Here is an 18885-nt window from a genome sequence, read left to right as displayed (position 1 = left end):
ATGAACCGCTTATCCGTAAAGGTACATACGAAGGTGTGAAAAGACGGGGCCGAGCCGCCCCTCTTACTGAATTGATTATGCAGAGAAGACCTTCGTAATCCGGTCGATTGCCCAATCCAACTGTTCTTTTGAGATGATAAGCGGAGGAGCAAAACGGATCACGTTCTCATGTGTTTCTTTACAGAGGAGCCCATCCTCTTTCAACTTTTCACAATAGGGGCGAGCGTTCGTTGTTAGTTCAACACCAATGAAGAGGCCCCTGCCACGGATTTCTTTGATCACAGGATTTTTGATCTTTTGAAGATTTTCCAGGAAATACTCACCCAATTCCAATGACCTTTGCACGAGATTTTCTTCTTCAACGACCTCGAGTGCAGCAATTGCGCAAGCGCATGCCAGCGGATTTCCGCCGAAAGTAGAGCCATGGGAACCGGGATCGAAAACACTCAAAACACTCTTGTCGGCCGCTACCGCTGAGATTGGCATGACGCCACCGCCCAGTGCTTTTCCCAGAACATAGACATCCGGTTTCACATCTTCCCAATCACAGGCGAACATTTTTCCGGTTCTGCCGAATCCCGTCTGAATCTCGTCAGCGACAAAGAGAACGTCATTTTGTTTGCAGAGCTCATAAGCATCCCGCAGATAGCCTTTTGGCGGAATAATGATGCCGGCCTCCCCTTGAATCGGCTCGATGAGAAATGCAGCCGTGTTCGGTGTAATGGCCTCACGCAATGCTTCGATGTCACCATAGGGGACGATTTTGAAACCGGGTGTAAAAGGTCCGAAACCACGTTTGTATTCCGGCTCGGAGGAGAAGGAAATAACGGTAAGTGTTCGACCGTGGAAATTCCCGCTACATACGATGATCTCCGCCTGATTTTCGGGAACTTTTTTCACTTCATACGCCCAACGGCGAACAGCTTTCACTGCGGTTTCCACCGCTTCGGCTCCCGTGTTCATTGGCAGAATCATATTCTTTCCAGTGATTTCACAGAGTTTCTTATAAAACGGTCCCAGTTGGTCATTGTGAAAAGCTCGCGATGTAAGTGTGACGCGGTCAGCCTGTTCTTTTAAAGCACGAATGATCTTGGGATGACGGTGCCCTTGATTTACTGCCGAATATGCACTCAGCATATCCATATATTTCTTTCCTTCCGGGTCTTCCACCCAAACACCTTCCGCTTTCGAAATGACAATAGGAAGCGGATGATAATTATGTGCACCGTATGTTTCCGTCAGGGTGATCAGTTCTTGTGTTTTCATGAGTATCACTCCCAAAATGTATGTATTTGTCGTCTGTTTGCATGGTGGCTTTTACGCCTTGTTTCTATGCGAAACAATCAAAAATCATTATATGCAAAATTCATGCCATATAACTTTTCTCTATATAACATCCACTCGAATAGGACGTGATGCTTTGCGTGAGAAAGCGACTTTGGAGTTCGTCTCACTTCCTTTCGAATGTAAAAGGGTATATGCATTGCGCGTAATAGCGACTTTGAAGGTCGTCTCGCTTCCTTTGGAACGTTTAAGGGGCATATGCTTGGCGTGAAACAGCGACTTTGGAGGTCGTCTCGCAACAACTAAAAATATTCCGAGCGAGACGACCTCCACGGAGCATGAACGCCAAGCATATGCCCGCAATGACGACCTTCACGGAGCATGAGCGCAAAGTATATGCACGTAGACGACCTTCATTGAACCCAAGCACTAAGCGATACACCCGCCCAAGCACTAAACCTTCTTATGGGCTTTTACCGCAAAGGAGTGCAAAAAGCAGGCGCAAAAAAGTGTGCGTTTTTGCAGATATGTTAGAATGGAGGGCAGAGGGGGAAGCCGTATTTATGAAAGAAAGAAGTAGACTCGAACAGATGATGAAATGTTATGAAGCTGTCCTCGATTTGTTGGACGAAGGTATTCACGTGATTGATACATCGGGTAAAACGCTTCTTTACAATAAAAAAATGTCTGAACTTGAGGGTCTCACAATTGAAGAAGTCTTACACAAAGATATACGTGAGGTTCTTCCTTCATTAACGGCTGAAACGAGTACATTGCTCAAGGCCATACAGACAGGGCGGCCTGTTGGAGAGCAGAGACAAACATACTTTACCGTCAAAGGCAAAGAGATCACGACCGTCAATCGCACATATCCTATTTATCTTGAAAACGAATTGATCGGTGCCCTTGAGTTAGCACAGGATATCAGCGAAGTGAAAAGACTAACCGATCAGATGATACAGAACAGCAAAGCGTACGGGTTGCCTTCACGAGGAAAAAGCGATTCCAATAACACGCGTTTTACATTTGACATGATCATCGGCAGAAGCCCTGCATTTCAGGAAGCGATTGAGTATGCAAAAAGAGCCGCCAGAAGTCATTCGACCATTTTAATCTACGGGGAAACGGGAACAGGAAAAGAAATGGTCGCACAAAGCATACATAATGCGAGTGCGAGAGCAGGATTCCCCTTCATTGCACAAAACTGTTCCGCCATACCGGAATCGCTTATGGAAGGGATTCTCTTTGGTACAAAAAAAGGGAGCTTTACAGGTGCGATCGACAGGCCTGGAATTTTTGAACAAGCGCGCGGCGGGACATTGCTCCTCGATGAGATTCACACGATGAACGTTGCTGTACAAGCCAAACTATTGCGCGTTTTGCAAGAAGGGCAAATCCAAAGGATCGGAGCGACACAGGCGACCGATGTCGATGTCCGCGTGATCGCAACGATCAACATTGATCCGATACAGGCGGTTAAAAAGGGGCTGTTAAGAGAAGACCTGTATTATCGTTTAGGAGTGGTATGCATTCACATTCCACCATTGCGCGAGCGAAAAGAAGATATCCCGGAATTGGTTCAAGCGTTTCTTCATACCTGCAACAAACGGGTAGGCACTGATGTAAGGGAGATTTCCGATGAGTTGCTCGATGCTTTTATGCGTTACTCCTGGCCTGGAAACGTTCGTCAGTTGGAACATGTGATCGAAGGGGCATTGAACATGGTACAAAGGGAACGCCAACTGAAAATGGAACACCTGGCTCCCTATTTTCGTGTCCAATTGGAAAAAGAGATCAAAAAGAATGATGAGAATCCTAGCGAAAACGAAAAGGTCGTAGAGGATATGTTTGATAGCGGTTCGCTGTTATCGCGTGAAAACGAACGTGAACGAATCGTCGAGGCACTTCAGTCCACTCACGGAAATATTTCAGGAGCGGCCCGGTTACTTGGAATTAGCAGGCAATTGCTGCAATATAAACTGAAGAAATACGGGATTCCGCGATAGTAGTGATAAGTTTGCGGCGGGAACCTCTTTGCGTTCGAAAGGTGAAAGTTTGCCGGTGTTCGAGTGCAAATGGGTTCCCGCATGATGATTTATCCTTCTGCCGTTTCTTCTTTCATTTGTTGCAAACTCATCTGCTGTGAACGTGGGGGGAGCGGTCCGAAAAATTGATAAAGATTGCATTCGATCCGCCCGTTGTATAGTTTTCTTTTTTTATCGGCGCGTCGTCCGAATAATTGTTCAAAATAGAAATGGGATGTCAAGATAAAAAATGACCATGTTTCTAGCTTGCGGCAGAATTGGCCCAGCTCGCGATAAATGGTTTCCACTTCCGTCTTTTCTCCCAACCGTTCTCCGTACGGTGGGTTTGTGATGATGCATCCGTATTCGCCTTCCGCTTTCATACGGTTTGCCGGCAAGTTGGCAAATTGAACGACATGGCTTAGTCCTGCACACTTGGCAGAATGGCGGGCTAATGAAAGGACTTGCTCGTCGATGTCCGATCCGATAATTTCTAATGGCAGAGTGCGCTTGGCGAGGTCATATGCTTCCTGGCGGCATTGTTGCCAAAGTTTATGCGACAGGATAGGCCACTTTTCCGCGGCAAATTCCCGTTCAAGTCCCGGCGCGATGTTACGGCCGATCAAGGCTGCTTCAATCGGAATGGTTCCGGAACCGCAGAAGGGGTCAACAAGAGGTCGGTCAGGTCGCCAGCGGCTTAAGAGAATCATTGCGGCAGCCAGTGTTTCTTTGAGCGGTGCCGCAGCGGCCAATTTTCGGTATCCCCGTTTGTGTAGACCGGGACCGCTTGTATCGATTGTAAGTGTCGCAATGTCTTTTAATAAGGATACTTCAATGGTATAGCGGGGTCCCGTTTCTTGAAACCATTCGTGTCGATAACGTTGCTTCATTTTCTCAACGATCGCTTTTTTCACGATTCCCTGACAGGCGGGGACACTTGAAAGTTGTGACTTGTGCGATTTTCCGTTTACGGGAAATTCCGCATCTTCCGGAAGCCAATCCGGCCAGGGAAGTGCTTTCGTCTGCTCAAACAGTTCTTCGAACGTTGTCGCACGAAATTCTCCCATCTTCACAAGTACGCGGTCGGCTGTTCGTAGCCAGAGATTGGCGCGGCAGATCGCAGCTTCATCGCCGATGAACGTCACTTTTCCGTTATCGACAGATACATCATCATAACCGAGTTCACGCACTTCACGCGCAACAATCGCTTCCAGCCCCATAGGAGCCGTCGCGATCAATTCGATTTTTGCCATCATTCAACACATCCATTTTGTAATATCGAAATTCAGAGGGTCTATCTTGAAAATGAGTGCTTGGGTGGATGTATCGCTTTGCGCTTGGGTTCGGAGAAGGTCGTCTCGCATGGAATCATCATCAAATGTTGCGAGACGACCTTCAAAGTCGCTATTACGCGCAAAGCATATGCCCTCTCAACGGTTTAAAGGAAGCGGAACGACCTTCAACTCACCTCTGCGCTGCAAAGCGATACCATCCACCCAAAAGCCACTCTGTTGCTTGTGGCAAACTCAAACTTCTCTTCCACTCAAAATACTTTTCATCCTCTGATGATGCCGCCTGTGGCGAGGTGGGCTATCAAGAAATTGCGGACGCGTAGAATTTTGAGGCTACTTCAACCGCTAGGTTTCGATTTTTTGTATATCCTAATTCGTTCAAGATGTCCTCCAATGCGGCGAGGAACAGAAGCACATTTTTACGGCTGGACGAATATCCCATGAGTCCGATCCGCCAAACCTTTCCTTTAAACGGCCCCAATCCGCCGCCGATCTCAATGCCGTAACGTTCAAGCAAGAGACCGCGGACTTGCGTATCTTGAATTCCATCAGGAATGCGGACAGCCGTTAATTGAGGAAGGCGATAACGTTCTTCCTTCACGACCATTTCCAACCCCATCGCCTGCAGTCCTGCTTGTAAAGCTCTTCCGTTCAGAAGGTGACGTGCATATACATTTGACAGTCCTTCTTCTTCAATTAAAGTCAACGCTTCAAAGAGGGCATAAATCATGGAAATCGGTGCCGTATGATGATAGAAGCGTTCTTGTCCCCAATAGTTTGCGATCATCGTCAAATCGAGATACCAATTGGGAACCTTGCTTTTTCTCTGTTTAAGCACATCAAATGCCTTAGGGGATAACGTCACAGGCGCAAGTCCGGGAGGCGCTCCTACACACTTCTGAGTCCCTGAATAACAAGCGTCGATTTTGTGCTTGTCCACTTGAACGGGAATACCCGCAAGACTTGTGACCGCATCAACGATGAGCAGAGCATCGAACTTGTTCACCACTTGAGCGATTTCGTCTAATGGTTGCCACACGCCCGTCGAAGTTTCCGCGTGAACCAGTGCAACGAATTTTGTATCAGGGTTCTGGGTAAGAGCTCGTTCAATTTGTTCAGGTGCGATCGGGAGTCCCCATTCCTGTTCAATCGGGATTACTTCTGCTCCCAAACGGGAAGCCACGTCCGCCATACGTGTACCAAAGAGTCCGTTGACACCGACGATCACCTTGTCTCCCGGCTCAACCAGATTGACAAATACAGTTTCCATACCAGCACTACCCGTGCCCGACATGGCTAACGTCAGTTCGTTTTTCGTCTCAAAGACGTAACGCAATTTGTCCATCATGCGATTCATCATGTCCAGAAAGACGGGATCCAAATGGCCGAGAAGGGGTTGGCTCATGGCAGCCAATACGCGGGGATGAACATCCAGAGGGCCAGGGCCCATCAATGTTCGAATGGGAAGTTTCATCGTTGCGTCCTCCTTGTTTTTTCTTCCATCATAAAAACTGCGAGACTTTTTCGCAACCAAAGTTCATATATTTTGATATAGAAGTTGCATCGTGGATTCCTCCCGATTCCTTTCCTTTCCTTGCATCAGGTTGACATCGTTTGAATTTGTCGCGTATAATGTCTTTTGATGAAATTTGACTTGCTGTTTGTTGGATGTTGTTTGGCGGAGGGAGGGAAATCAGGTGTCTGAGATCAAGGTTCGCAAGAATGAGTCTTTGGACAGCGCACTTCGTAGATTCAAGCGTGCCACCGCAAAAGACGGCATTCTCGCCGAGTTGAGGAAGCGCAAGCACTACGAAAAACCGAGCGTCGCCCGTAAGAAGAAGTCAGAAGCTGCTCGCAAGAAGAGAAAGTACTAATTAAGGAGGCAGTTTTGTGGATCTGAGGGCTCGCTTAGATGCAGATATGAAGCAGGCGATGAAGGACAAGGATAAGATCCGCTTGTCCACAATCCGCATGGTGCGTACGGCGATTAAGAATGCTGAGATTGACCAACAGAAGACCTTGTCTGAAGACGAAGTGCTTGCTATTTTGAATCGCGAACTCAAGCAGCGGCGTGATTCCCTCCAAGCGTTCGAAAGTGCTGGTCGTGTTGATCTGGTCGAAGCTGTCAAGCAGGAAATCGACGTACTGATGGATTATCTTCCTAAACAATTATCTGAAGATGAATTAACCGAACTTGTACGACAAGCGATCCAGGAGACGGGTGCTTCGTCGAAAGCGGATATGGGTAAAGTCATGTCTGTGTTGATGCCCAAAGTAAAGGGGCGCGCTGACGGTAAGGTAGTGAATCAACTCGTTCAGCAGCACCTTCAATAAAGGATAATATCTATGTAGCCATGTGTTGCCAGAGAGCTGCACATGGCTTTTTACTTGACGAGCGATGGTTTTCTATTTCAGTGAATTTCCTCTCTTCATCGGCCTCTCTGAGCAGTTATCGGAATTATCAACCTCATGGTTTCCGATAATCTTCATTCTCTCTCCAGTATCTCCTTTTGCGTAGACCACCTGCAAAATTTTCGTAAGATCGTACTGTTTTTCATACCGAGTTCTTTTTTCTTCAAGCATACGCACCCTCCCGCAGAAGATGAGTCGTTTCCGAAGTTCGGATGCCCAAACAAAAGGTACTACCTACTACGTAACTGGCATATCGTCATAGAAGAGGAAGGAGGGGGAAATGCTGTGCGGACATCGCTCAGTCGCCGGCTACGCCAAGCGGTTGCCAATCTCATGGAAATACCCAAAGATGCGATATTGGACCTCCCCCGTATCACGATTATCGGTGGCTTGCAACTATACGTGGAAAATCATAAAGGAATCGTTGAATTCACCGATCATCGTTTGCGTCTAGCATTGAACCAAGGTGAAATGATCATACTCGGCAAACATTTGGTCGTGAAATCCATTTTTTCGAAAGAGATTCTGATCGAAGGTGAAATTGACGGAATTCAGTATGTACACTAGGAGGGGCTGCTTCGATGCTCGGCAGATGGCTGTGGGATTTCATTAAAGGGTATATCATCGTACAAATATACGGAAACCGAATTCCTGAGTTAATTAATCAGGCTACGCGAGAGAATATTCTTCTTTGGGAAATCCGGTATCACAAAGACGGCAGTGTCATGTTCAAAATGCGCAGACAAGATTTCTGGCAGCTGCTCCCTCATATTCGCCGTACCCGTACTAAGGTTCGCTTTGGACGGAGGATTGGTCTGCCTTTCTATATCAAGCGTGCGACACATCGCAAAACGTTTCTGATCGGTGCGGGTTTATTTGTAGTCTGTCTGTATTTTCTCACATCGATTGTCTGGAATGTAGAAATTGAAGGTACAAATAAACTCTCCCCGGAAACCATACGGGCGGCTGCCAAACAAGTGGGCATTTATCGAGGTCAATGGCTCGGGCGATTACCCGATACCGATATTTTGCAAGCCGAACTTTTGGACAAAGTCCCCGAATTGTCCTGGGTCGGTGTGAGTATTCATGGGACAAAGGTTCATATACAAGTCGTTGAAAAAGTGCCCGGAATTAAGCCGGAACCGAATCATCCACAGAATATTGTGGCAAAGAAGAAAGGGACGATCCGCGATATTTTCGTCTCGAAAGGGAAAGCGACAGTTACCCGCGGTCAGTTGGTCAATCCGGGAGATATGCTCATTTCCGGATCGCTCGGTGGAGGTACGGTGCATGTAGCGGCTAAAGGAAAAGTGGAAGCGGATGTATGGTATACCTCGGATGTAATAATACCCCTTTCAACGAAGCGTATGGTATATACGGGTGAGCATGTGAACAAAGATTATCTTGTATTAGGTTCTTTCCCCATTCAAATTTGGGGGTATGGCAAACCGCCATATCCTGCGTATAATGCAAGTGAGGATGATCGAACATTCACAATCGGTTCTTTTACCTTACCCATCAAATGGCGCAAGGTGGACATCAAGGAAGTTCATGAGGAGTCGGTGACCTTGACGCGCGAAGAAGCACGTCAGAAAGCTCTCGAGACTGCACGTGCAGACGTGGGGACAAAAATGGGGAAAGACGGGCGTGTGATTGCGCAAAAAATTTTACAGGAGAAGTTGGAGCATGGTAAGCTATACGTAAAAGTATGGACAGATGTTGTTGAAGATATTGGAAAACCTCAAACCTATCAACAAACGCCCGCAGAACAATCGCAGAATCAGACGTAGAAGCCGTGAGAGAAGGGGATGGATCTTCTGTTGGATAAAGAATTAGTGACATATAAAATCTCGTTGCGAGATAATCAAGAAGCTGCCCTATTATTCGGACCTCAAGATACCCATTTAAAGCGAATAGAGGCGAGCTTTCAGGCCAAGTTTTTAGCACGCGGAACCGAGCTCACCATGACGGGTGGGGCGGAAGAAATCGACGTGTTGAAAAGCCTCTTGTCCGTCTTGGTGCAATTGGTACGAAAAGGACAGAAGATTAGCGAACGCGAGGTTACGTATGCGATCACTATGGCGAAGCAAGGCTCGGCAGAAGAGCTGCTTGAATTATTTACGGAGGAAATTGGAACTAATTTTAAGGGGAAGCCTATCAAGATCAAAACGTTGGGGCAACGTGAATATATTCAAGCAATCCGCAAACACGATATCGTTTTCGGCATCGGGCCTGCCGGAACCGGTAAAACCTACTTGGCTGTAGTCATGGCGGTCAGCGCCTTACGCAAAGGCCAGGTGAAGAAGATCGTTTTGACCCGTCCAGCAGTGGAAGCGGGTGAGAACTTGGGATTTCTCCCAGGGGATCTTCAAGAGAAAGTCGATCCGTATTTGCGTCCCTTGTATGATGCACTCTATGATGTTTTCGGAAGTGAAAACGTGCAGCGTTCCCTGGAACGCGGGATCATTGAGATTGCTCCGCTCGCATATATGCGCGGGCGTACACTCGAAGATTCGTTTGTCATTTTGGATGAAGCACAAAATACAACGCCGGAACAAATGAAGATGTTCCTTACGCGTTTGGGGTTTGGCTCGAAAATGGTGATCACAGGTGATGTAACACAGATCGATTTGCCTCGCGGGAAGCGTTCCGGATTAAATGATGCAGCGAGAATTTTACACTCGATCGACGAAATTGCGTTTATCCATCTCAAAGAGCAAGATGTCGTGCGCCATCATTTGGTACAAAGGATTATAACAGCGTATCAGACAGATGATGCTTTACAACGAGCCGAATAGTTTTTGGTTAGCATGACGAGGGGGATTAAGGAGTCGAAATCATATGATTCAAAGTCTGAAGCGATTGCGGCAAATGTCGTTTACCCCAAAGTTAGGCCAAAGTAAATGGATACGCGCAACGATTTACGGCTGTCTGCTTGTCTTGCTTTACGTACTGTTTTTAGGGAATGTGACACCTACACAATACGATTACCGTGTAGGTGATATTGCTCTGAGCGATATCAAGGCTCCAACGGATGCGATTGACCAGAAACAGACGGAGTTGGCTCGAGAAGAAGCGGCCAGGAAAGTACCGAAACAATATTATTTGGATCCGACCGTCGAAGACAAGGCGTTAAAAAGCGCCGATCGTTTATACGGCGCATTAGAACAGGTCGTCGGTGACAAAGATAAGACTGTCAGCCAGAAAATCGAGATTTTGAAAAAAGAGGGTCAGTTACCCAATCTGTCAAATGACGTTTACGAGAAAATGTTGGGAATTCCTCCCGACCAGATATCCGTTTTACACAACGAAACGAACCGGATTATCCAACAGTTTCTCGGCAAGGAATTTGACCAAGAAGCGATGGCCGGCGCCAAAGATACGTTGAGTCAGATGCTTGTCCCTTTGGATTTGAGCAAAGATGCGCGATTGGTCATACAGGCTGTGGTTCTTCAGGTATTGCAACCGAATATGTTGTATGATCAAAGAGCAACGGAACAGATGCGCGATAAAGCGATGCGAGAAGTACCGGAGGTGCGCATCAATAAAGGCGAGTTGATCGTCAAGCGAGGTCAGGTAATAACGGAAGATACACTTTCGCGATTGGCAGACCTGAAATTACTCTCCGAATCTTTAAATTATCGCATATATTTCGGTCTATTGGGCATTCTTTTGTTTACGCTAGCTATCATCGAAGTGTATCTGCAGCGGGTAGGCTCGAAAGTGGCGTCCGATAACAACTTGCTCTTATTGCTAGCGATCATCATATTGCTTACAACATCGAGCATTAAGACGGTGGGCTTGGCGTCTTCCCTGAACGAAACGTCGATCGGCTACTTGGCTCCGCTGGCTTTTGGCACGATGCTTGTGACTATTTTGTTTGATGCGCCATTAGGTGTCGTTTGTGCGATCGTATTCACAGTCCTCACCGGGCTCGCTTTCGATTACAGGTTTCAATTTTTATTCGTTGGTCTTGTTTCCGCATTGACGGGTGTTTTTGCGGTGGCGAAAGTCAAACACCGGTTGGTCATCATGCGTGCCGGTTTCTTGGTTGCAGGTGTCAATCTCTTGGCGATCGCCACTGTACAAGCCTTACTCTCGAGTACGGATATGGGGTGGCGAGGTTTCTTTCAGGCACTCCTGTTCGGCTTGGTCAATGGCTTATTGTCGGCAATACTAACAATCGGCATTTTGCCGTTTTTGGAGAGCATCTTTGGACTTTTAACACCGGTGAGTTTGCTAGAGTTATCGAATCCGAACCATCCGTTATTACGTAAGTTACTGATGGAAGCCCCCGGGACGTACCATCATAGTTTGATCGTTGGCAATTTGGCGGAAACGGCGGCGGAACAGATCGGTGCCAATCCGTTGTTATGTCGTGTCGGGGCTTATTTTCATGATGTGGGTAAATCGAAGCGTCCCGTATTTTTTATCGAAAATCAGATGTCAAAAGAAAACCCGCATGATAAGATTGCTCCCAGTCTCTCTCACTTGATTATCACTTCGCATGTGCGGGATGGATTGGAGATGCAGGAGCATTACCGATTGCCAAAACCGATTCGCGATATATGCGAACAGCATCACGGGACGACGGTTCTCTGGTATTTTTATAATAAAGCGCGGGAACAGGATAAGAGCGGTACTGTGCAAGTGGACGATTTCCGCTATCCCGGACCGAAGCCTCAAACCAAAGAGGCCGCAATCGTGATGTTATGTGATGCGGTAGAAGCGGCCGTGCGGGCGATGAGCCGTCCCAATCCCAACCGCATTGAAGCAGTGATACGCAAAATTATCAAAGACCGTTTGAATGACGGGCAATTGGATGAATGTGACATTACCTTAAAAGACTTGGATACATTGGCCGAATCTTTTATGAGGACATTGAACGGGATCTATCATTCGCGGATCGAATATCCCGATCCGCCTAAGCAATCGTGAAATGGGGAATGAAAGTGGACGTTTCAGTGGAAGTGATTCAAGAAGTTGAAATGGATCTGCCGGTTGATGTAGACGATTTGCTAACCAAAGCGATTATGGCGGCAGCGAGTTATGAAGGTTGTGAAACGGTTGATGTCGCGGTCACGATCGTCGATGACGAAACGATCCGGGAATTGAACCGCACCTATCGTAACAAGGATGCGTCAACAGATGTCCTTTCATTTGCGATGAACGAATCCATTGAAGATGAACCGGACATCGTATATGACGATCTGGAAGACGAAATTGAAGAACAGCCGTTAGGGGATATTGTGATCTCTCTGCCAACCGCCATCAGGCAGGCGGAAGAGTACGGGCATTCGCTTGAGCGTGAATTGGCGTTCTTGGCGATACACGGTTTTCTCCATCTGCTCGGTTATGATCACATGAACGAAGAAGACGAAAAGGAAATGTTTTCGAGGCAAAGAGCGATCTTGGAACAGATCGGACTTACGAGAGGATGATCCCTCTTGCGTGTTTGGAAACAGATTTTGGCGAGCATAGGATATGCGATCGAAGGCATGACCTATGCGATTCTCACGCAACGAAACATGCGTATTCATTTAGGTATTACCCTTCTCGTCATGATTCTAGCACTCTTGTTGGACGTAACCAAGATAGAGATGATCCTGCTCTTTTTTGCGATTGTGCTTGTCATTGCGGCAGAATTGATCAACACGGCGATTGAGGCTGTCGTTGATCTCATGGTTGTCCGCTATCATCGCTTGGCGAAGATCGCCAAGGATGTCGCCGCGGCCGCTGTTTTATTGACGGCGCTTCACGCTGTTGTCGTAGGGATATTGGTCTTCTATGACAAACTGTTTCCACTGCGATTGCGTAACTTTCATCATTTGGAATCCTACGCAATCGTTTTGTCATTTTTGTATTTAGGAATTTGTTTCGTGCTTACATTCGGATACCTCGCGATCAAGAAGGCTCGCCATCGCTGAGGTCCCGTTTTACCTATAGATTTTCGGCGAATGAGGTGAAACGATGACGAAAGAAGAATTGATCCAACATGCACTTCACGCCCGCGATAGGGCATATGTACCTTATTCCCGCTTTCCGGTAGGAGCCGCCTTGCTTCTCTCTGATGGTGAAGTGGTTACAGGGTGCAACATCGAAAACGCTTCGTACGGCCTATGCAATTGTGCGGAACGAACGGCGATCTTCAAGGCGGTTTCGGAAGGAAAAAGAGACATTCAGATGGTTGCAGTCGTCGCTGATACCGAACGCCCGGTTTCGCCTTGTGGGATGTGCCGTCAAGTCTTAGCCGAATTTTGTCGGCCGGAGACACCGGTGATATTGGGCAATTTGCAAGGAGACAGACTAGAGACGACTGTACATGAATTGCTTCCATTCGCTTTTTCCAAGGAGGATCTCGATGGCTCAAAAGAATCATAAATCCGGATTTGTGGCGATAATCGGTCGCCCGAATGTAGGAAAATCGACACTGTTGAATCACATGGTCGGTCAGAAAGTGGCGATCATGTCCGATAAACCGCAGACCACGAGAAACCGTATTCGCGGTGTGATGACACTAGAAGATATGCAGGTGATTTTTCTCGATACGCCGGGGATTCACAAACCCCGCCATAAACTTGGCGATTACATGGTTCGAACTTCAATCAATACTTTGAAAGAGGTCGATCTGATCTTCTTCGTTGTGGACGCTACGGAAGAAAAAGGAGCGGGAGATCAGTTTATCATTGAAAATCTGCAAGGGATCAAAACCCCTGTGTTTCTACTCATCAACAAAGTGGATGCGATTCATCCCGATAAGATCTTAGAAACGATCGCCACTTACAAAGATGATTTTCCTTTTGCCGAGATCGTGCCGGTCTCTGCGTTGCAAGGCCAAAACATCGAGAGGCTTGTCCAACTGTTGCATCAATATTTGCCGGAAGGGCCGCAATATTATCCGCCCGACCAAGTGACTGATCATCCCGAACGATTCATTGTAGCGGAGCTGATTCGGGAGAAAGTCTTGCATCTGACGAGAGAAGAAGTACCGCATTCGGTTGCGGTTGCAGTTGAACAAATGGAATCGCGCGAGGACAAGGATCTTCTGTACATACATGCGGTTATTTTTACAGAACGTGAATCACAAAAGGGGATTTTGATCGGTAAGCAGGGAGGGATGCTGAAAGAAGTCGGCCGTCTGGCTCGTGCAGACATTCAAAAGCTTTTTGGTTCCAAAGTTTATCTCGAATTGTGGGTAAAGGTCAAAAAGGACTGGCGGAACCGAGAACATCTGTTACGTAATTTTGGTTTCGACGAGAATTTGTGAAATCAGACGGGTTAAAAAGGGACAATTAGGGCTGAGCATCTCCTGAAGCACTGGCATGAGTGACGGGAGCATGTTTGCCATCTTTTCCATAGTATATAAGAAAGAAGAGTTTGAAATGATAGAAGTACAAGAGAGTACCTCACTCTTCTACGGAAAGGATGAGCGACATGCGGGATTTTTCATGGCGTTTTTTTACTGCAACAGGATCGATCGATGCTTACCTTCTGTATAAAGAGCACGAGGCTATGGAACGACAAGTTGAACATGAAGAGGGAGCGGAAACCTTCGATAGCACATTGGTAACGACGCAAGAATGATCTGCAGGAGATGGAGAATGCGGTGTATAAGACAGAAGCGATCGTCTTGAGAGGGATCGATTACGGGGAAACGAATAAAATCGTCACATTGTTGACAAGAGATTTCGGCAAATTGTCCGTAATGGCAGGCGGAGCAAAGAAGCCACAGAGCCGCCTCACAGCAGCTTCCCAACCTTTCACCCATGGACATTGGATTTTGTATGGCGGCGGCAAAGGAATGTTACGTGCATCCCAAGCGGAAGTGATTGAATCCTTCCGGTCGATTCGCGAAGATTTATACAAAACGGCATATACCGCTTATGTGATGGAATTGACTGAGCGTTTCGTTGAGGAAAGAGAGCCCTCGCAAGGACTCTTTTTTCTCGTTTTAAACATGTTGCACCAGATAGCAGCAGGTAAAGACGCAGAAATCTTAATCCGCATTTTCGAGATAAAGATGTTGCGCGTGGCGGGGATCGAACCGGATCTCCTGCACTGTACCCATTGCAGGAAAGAAATAAGTCTAGCCGTTCGCTTTTCGATCCGCCTAGCAGGACCTTTATGTGAATCTTGTCATGATGCCGATCCGCAAGCCATTTGGATGAAACCTGCCGTTTTTAAATTGATGCGGCTGTTCCAAATGATAGATATCAGCCGTATAGGGACAATATCCGTGCAGGATGAGGTGAAACGGCAACTGGCCAGCGTGATACGCCAGTATTATGACGAGTATACAGGCGTGACACTGAAGTCACGCCATTTTCTTGAACAAATGGATCGTTATAAACTTTAAGCGGCGGATGCAGGACAACATTGACACCAGATTCATTCGTTTGCTATGCTATCTTGAAAATGAGTGCTTGTGTGGGTGTATCGCTTTGCGCTTGGGTTCGATGAAGGTTGTCATTGAGGCATATGCTTTGCGCTCATGCTCCGTGGAGGTCGTCTTGCATGGAATAATAAACAAATGTTGCAAGACGACCTCCAAGGTCGCTATTACGCGCAAAGCATAAGCCTCTTAACGGTATAAAGGAAGCGGAACGACCTTCAACTCACCTCTGCGCTGCAAAGCGATACAACCCACACAAAAGATACTCCGTTGTATTAGGCAGCTTAAATCTCTCTTCCAGCACAAGAAACTTTTAATCCTCTGATGGCGCCGCCCACGTGGCATGGGTGGCTACATTCATCATCTGGATGGGCATACATAGAAGGAGCGATTGACTGTGAGTGTAAGTATGGAACAGATCGTAGCGTTGGCGAAACATCGGGGATTTATTTTCCCAGGTTCGGAAATCTACGGAGGTCTAGCGAATACATGGGATTACGGACCTCTTGGCGTCGAATTGAAAAACAATGTGAAAAAAGCATGGTGGAAAAAATTCATTCAGGAATCTCCTTATAACGTGGGTCTTGACGCAGCCATACTCATGAATCGGCAAGTCTGGGTCGCATCCGGTCACGTGGGAAATTTCAATGACCCGATGATCGATTGCAAGCAGTGCAAAGCGAGACATCGCGCCGATAAATTGATCGAAGAAGCGCTTGCAGCAAAAGGGATCGAGATGGTTGTTGACGGGCTTTCGTTTGAACAAATGCAGGAGTTAATCAAAGAGCATGATGTCGCTTGCCCTGACTGCGGTTCAAAAGATTTCACGGATATTCGTCAATTCAATCTTATGTTTAAAACATTCCAAGGCGTTACTGAATCCTCAGTGAATGAAATTTTCCTCCGCCCGGAAACGGCACAGGGGATTTTTGTAAACTTTAAGAACGTCCAGCGTACCATGCGCAAAAAAATACCTTTTGGGATCGGCCAAATCGGGAAATCTTTCCGTAATGAGATCACACCCGGCAATTTTACTTTCCGCACTCGTGAATTTGAACAAATGGAATTGGAATTCTTCTGCAAGCCAGGGGAGGATTTGGAATGGTTCCAGTATTGGCGTGATTTCTGTTATCAATGGCTTATCAACTTGGGGATGAAACCGGAAAATATCCGCTTGCGTGATCACTCAAAGGAAGAGCTTTCTCATTATTCAAATGCTACGACCGATTTTGAATACAAATTTCCATTTGGTTGGGGAGAGCTTTGGGGCGTTGCCGATCGCACCGACTTCGATTTGAAACGCCATATGGAATTCTCCGGAGAAGATTTCCATTATACCGATCCGGTGACCAATGAGAAATATATCCCTTACTGTATCGAACCTTCGCTTGGCGCTGATCGTGTGACTCTTGCATTCTTGATTGATGCTTATGAAGAACAGGATCTTGGAGAGGGAGACAAACGGACCGTGCTTCATTTCCATCCGGCGTTGGCTCCGTTTAAGGCAGCCGTCTTGCCTCTTTCGAAAAAATTGTCGGATGCGGCAAGCAAGATCCACGAACAATTGGCGAAACACTTCATGTGTGACTTTGACGAGACAGGTTCGATCGGTAAGCGATATCGCCGGCAAGACGAAATCGGTACTCCTTTCTGTATCACATATGACTTTGATTCGGAGACAGATGGTCAAGTCACCGTGCGTGACCGCGATTCAATGGAACAAGTGCGCATGCCGATCGAACGGGTAAAGGGATATATTGAGGAAAAAATGAAATTTTAAAAGTGTGTTCAAAATAGAAATGCGCCCGCCATGGTTCACGTACTTTTTGAACAACTATAACGGGGGTACACCAGATTCCTGGTTGTACCCCCGGTCCATTTATGAAGAGAGCGGCTCTTGAGACTGTTCCCCGCGGCGAGCGGGTCTCATGCGCAGATAGATGAGAAGTATGAACGAGAGCGCGATCACAGCGAGGCTCGTCCATTGTGCGGCGGTCAGCCCCGCGAAGCGCGGGGTGTCGCCACGCAGGAATTCGAGTAACAATCTACCTGTTGAATAGAGAATATTGTAAAAGAGAAATATGTATCCCGTCGGCCATGAACGCTGTTTGAGAATCAGAAGCAAAGCAAAAACGACAACATCCCATTGTCCCTCCCACACTTCCGCGGGCCAAAGGGGCTGTGATTGATATGTGTCATAGGCGAATGTGCCCGGTGGATACACAAGCCCAAAATTGCCTCCTGTCGGGCTGCCGAACGCGTCACCGTTTAAAAGGCAAGCGATACGTCCGACGCTTTGCCCGAGGATAATGCCCGGGGAAACGATATCCGCGAAGTCCCAAAATGGAATCTTGTATCGCCAAGTGTATAGAGCGCCGCCGACAAACCCGCCGACCAAACCGCCTTGAATGGACATGCCGCCATTCCAGATCATGAAAATTTCCGAGAGGTGTTCGGAATAATAACTCCAGTCGAAAAAAAGCACTTGCCATACGCGAGCCCCGAGAATAGCACCGATCACCGCGTAAATGGCCATCCCCGATACGTGATCCACGTACCTACCCGCTTGGCGAGCGAAGTAGGTGGCAACTCCGAGACCGAGAAGGATAGAGAGTGCCACGACCACACCGTAGGATCGCACTTCAAATGAGCCTATGTGAAAAAGAATCACGTGCATGGTGAATCCTGCCTCCTTATGTCGGGTCGTGTATATTGTAACGTGTCCGATGTCCACATTCAATTCGGAACAAAATTGTTGCGGTATTGCATGTATAATATACTATACTATAGAGGAGATCATTCAAAAAAGTATAACACATTTCAAGTAAGGTGGTGAAAACCATCGAACTCACAGCTCGTCAGGAACAAATTTTGGATATTGTTCGCAAAGAGGGTCCCATCACAGGTGAACAGATTGCAGAGAAGCTGAATCTGACACGTGCGACATTACGTCCGGATCTAACGATTTTAACGATGGCCGGTTTCCTGGAAGCGCGTCCTCGTGTCGGTTATTTTTATGTAGGCAAGAAACCAGGCGAAATTTTTGGTGACCAGTTGCGTAAGATGCTTGTTCGTGATTATAAATCAGTCCCCGTAGTGGTTGAAGAAAGTACATCCGTTTATGATGCCGTTGTGACGATGTTTCTTGAAGACGTAGGAAACCTCTATGTAGTAAAGGAACACGGGATCCTTGCCGGAACGCTCTCCCGTAAAGATGTATTGAAAGTGGCGATCGGCAACCAAAACATGCATGAGGTCCCTGTTTCACTGGCGATGACGCGTATGCCGAATATCGTGACGGTTGAACCGGATGAAACGGTCTATGATGCGGCGAAAAAATTAATCGATTACCAAATCGACTCAATGCCTGTGATCAAAGTGATCGATGCCGCCAAGAAACAATATGAAGTAATCGGGCGCTTTACGAAAACGACAATCGCACGCATCTTCGTGGAACTCGGTTCGAATCGAGATGTGTAGA

General features: G+C 47.1%; 20 protein-coding genes. 15 read left to right on the top strand and 5 right to left on the bottom strand.

Going from position 1 to position 18885, the window contains the following annotated elements; all coding sequences use genetic code 11:
* Nucleotides 1–75 precede the first annotated feature (75 nt).
* Nucleotides 76–1266, bottom strand: coding sequence for an ornithine--oxo-acid transaminase (locus DNHGIG_RS01570; protein ID WP_282198024.1), 1191 nt, complete (start codon nt 1264–1266; stop codon nt 76–78).
* Nucleotides 1267–1847: 581 nt separating this feature from the next.
* On the opposite strand from DNHGIG_RS01570, the gene DNHGIG_RS01565 reads away from it, so the two are divergent.
* Nucleotides 1848–3290: a sigma-54 interaction domain-containing protein gene (locus tag DNHGIG_RS01565; RefSeq protein WP_282198023.1), complete on the top strand. Its 1443-nt coding sequence runs from the start codon at nt 1848–1850 to the stop codon at nt 3288–3290.
* A gap of 89 nt (nt 3291–3379) precedes the next feature.
* Here the strand turns inward: DNHGIG_RS01565 and DNHGIG_RS01560 are convergent, their stop codons facing one another.
* Together DNHGIG_RS01560 and DNHGIG_RS01555 are read right to left on the bottom strand one after the other, a co-directional pair.
* The gene (locus DNHGIG_RS01560) at nt 3380–4561 is read right to left on the bottom strand and encodes a THUMP domain-containing class I SAM-dependent RNA methyltransferase (protein WP_282198022.1); all 1182 of its coding nucleotides are present in this window, start codon (nt 4559–4561) and stop codon (nt 3380–3382) included.
* Nucleotides 4562–4901: 340 nt separating this feature from the next.
* Nucleotides 4902–6074, bottom strand: a complete 1173-nt coding sequence (locus tag DNHGIG_RS01555) for a pyridoxal-phosphate-dependent aminotransferase family protein (protein ID WP_282198021.1) — start codon at nt 6072–6074, stop codon at nt 4902–4904.
* A 223-nt stretch (nt 6075–6297) separates the two neighbouring features.
* On the opposite strand from DNHGIG_RS01555, the gene rpsU reads away from it, so the two are divergent.
* Complete coding sequence (gene rpsU, locus DNHGIG_RS01550; protein ID WP_282198020.1) at nt 6298–6474, top strand: 30S ribosomal protein S21; 177 nt, start codon at nt 6298–6300, stop codon at nt 6472–6474.
* Between the two features lie 16 nt (nt 6475–6490).
* Entirely contained in the window at nt 6491–6934 is a 444-nt protein-coding gene (locus tag DNHGIG_RS01545) for a GatB/YqeY domain-containing protein (RefSeq protein WP_282198019.1), read from the top strand.
* A 72-nt stretch (nt 6935–7006) separates the two neighbouring features.
* Here DNHGIG_RS01545 and DNHGIG_RS01540 read toward each other — a convergent pair whose 3' ends face one another.
* On the bottom strand, nt 7007–7183 hold the full coding sequence (locus DNHGIG_RS01540; RefSeq protein WP_282198018.1) for a hypothetical protein: 177 nt from the start codon (nt 7181–7183) through the stop codon (nt 7007–7009).
* A gap of 114 nt (nt 7184–7297) precedes the next feature.
* Here DNHGIG_RS01540 and yqfC point away from each other — a divergent pair, with 114 nt between their 5' ends.
* From yqfC to DNHGIG_RS01485, 11 genes are all read left to right on the top strand, one after another.
* Nucleotides 7298–7579 (top strand): sporulation protein YqfC, encoded by a 282-nt coding sequence (yqfC, locus tag DNHGIG_RS01535; RefSeq protein WP_282198017.1) that lies wholly within the window; start codon nt 7298–7300, stop codon nt 7577–7579.
* A gap of 14 nt (nt 7580–7593) precedes the next feature.
* Nucleotides 7594–8802, top strand: a complete 1209-nt coding sequence (gene yqfD / locus DNHGIG_RS01530) for a sporulation protein YqfD (protein WP_282198016.1) — start codon at nt 7594–7596, stop codon at nt 8800–8802.
* Between the two features lie 18 nt (nt 8803–8820).
* Nucleotides 8821–9810, top strand: a complete 990-nt coding sequence (locus DNHGIG_RS01525; protein ID WP_282198015.1) for a PhoH family protein — start codon at nt 8821–8823, stop codon at nt 9808–9810.
* Between the two features lie 43 nt (nt 9811–9853).
* Nucleotides 9854–11950: an HD family phosphohydrolase gene (locus tag DNHGIG_RS01520; protein WP_282198014.1), complete on the top strand. Its 2097-nt coding sequence runs from the start codon at nt 9854–9856 to the stop codon at nt 11948–11950.
* Nucleotides 11951–12000: 50 nt separating this feature from the next.
* The gene (ybeY, locus tag DNHGIG_RS01515; protein WP_439647759.1) at nt 12001–12453 is read left to right on the top strand and encodes an rRNA maturation RNase YbeY; all 453 of its coding nucleotides are present in this window, start codon (nt 12001–12003) and stop codon (nt 12451–12453) included.
* 6 nt (nt 12454–12459) lie between these two features.
* Complete coding sequence (locus DNHGIG_RS01510; protein WP_282198012.1) at nt 12460–12939, top strand: diacylglycerol kinase; 480 nt, start codon at nt 12460–12462, stop codon at nt 12937–12939.
* A 43-nt stretch (nt 12940–12982) separates the two neighbouring features.
* Nucleotides 12983–13393 carry a cytidine deaminase gene (locus DNHGIG_RS01505; protein WP_282198011.1) on the top strand — a complete coding sequence of 137 codons (411 nt, stop codon included), beginning with the start codon at nt 12983–12985 and terminating at the stop codon, nt 13391–13393.
* Nucleotides 13374–14279: a GTPase Era gene (gene era / locus DNHGIG_RS01500; protein WP_282198010.1), complete on the top strand. Its 906-nt coding sequence runs from the start codon at nt 13374–13376 to the stop codon at nt 14277–14279. The genes DNHGIG_RS01505 and era overlap by 20 nt, the downstream gene beginning before the upstream one ends.
* A gap of 167 nt (nt 14280–14446) precedes the next feature.
* Nucleotides 14447–14596: a YqzL family protein gene (locus tag DNHGIG_RS01495; RefSeq protein WP_282198009.1), complete on the top strand. Its 150-nt coding sequence runs from the start codon at nt 14447–14449 to the stop codon at nt 14594–14596.
* A gap of 22 nt (nt 14597–14618) precedes the next feature.
* Nucleotides 14619–15368 (top strand): DNA repair protein RecO, encoded by a 750-nt coding sequence (recO, locus tag DNHGIG_RS01490; protein WP_282198008.1) that lies wholly within the window; start codon nt 14619–14621, stop codon nt 15366–15368.
* Nucleotides 15369–15801: 433 nt separating this feature from the next.
* Nucleotides 15802–17184 (top strand): glycine--tRNA ligase, encoded by a 1383-nt coding sequence (locus DNHGIG_RS01485; RefSeq protein ID WP_282198007.1) that lies wholly within the window; start codon nt 15802–15804, stop codon nt 17182–17184.
* Nucleotides 17185–17283: 99 nt separating this feature from the next.
* Here the strand turns inward: DNHGIG_RS01485 and lgt are convergent, their stop codons facing one another.
* Nucleotides 17284–18081: a prolipoprotein diacylglyceryl transferase gene (lgt, locus tag DNHGIG_RS01480; RefSeq protein ID WP_282198006.1), complete on the bottom strand. Its 798-nt coding sequence runs from the start codon at nt 18079–18081 to the stop codon at nt 17284–17286.
* A 155-nt stretch (nt 18082–18236) separates the two neighbouring features.
* On the opposite strand from lgt, the gene ccpN reads away from it, so the two are divergent.
* Nucleotides 18237–18884 carry a transcriptional regulator CcpN gene (gene ccpN / locus DNHGIG_RS01475; protein WP_282198005.1) on the top strand — a complete coding sequence of 216 codons (648 nt, stop codon included), beginning with the start codon at nt 18237–18239 and terminating at the stop codon, nt 18882–18884.
* Nucleotide 18885 lies beyond the last annotated feature (1 nt).

Source organism: Collibacillus ludicampi (assembly GCF_023705585.1).
GTDB classification, from domain to species: domain Bacteria; phylum Bacillota; class Bacilli; order Tumebacillales; family BOQE01; genus Collibacillus; species Collibacillus ludicampi.
Note: the sequence above shows the minus strand (reverse complement) of the source record. Positions and strands in the feature narration are given on the sequence as shown.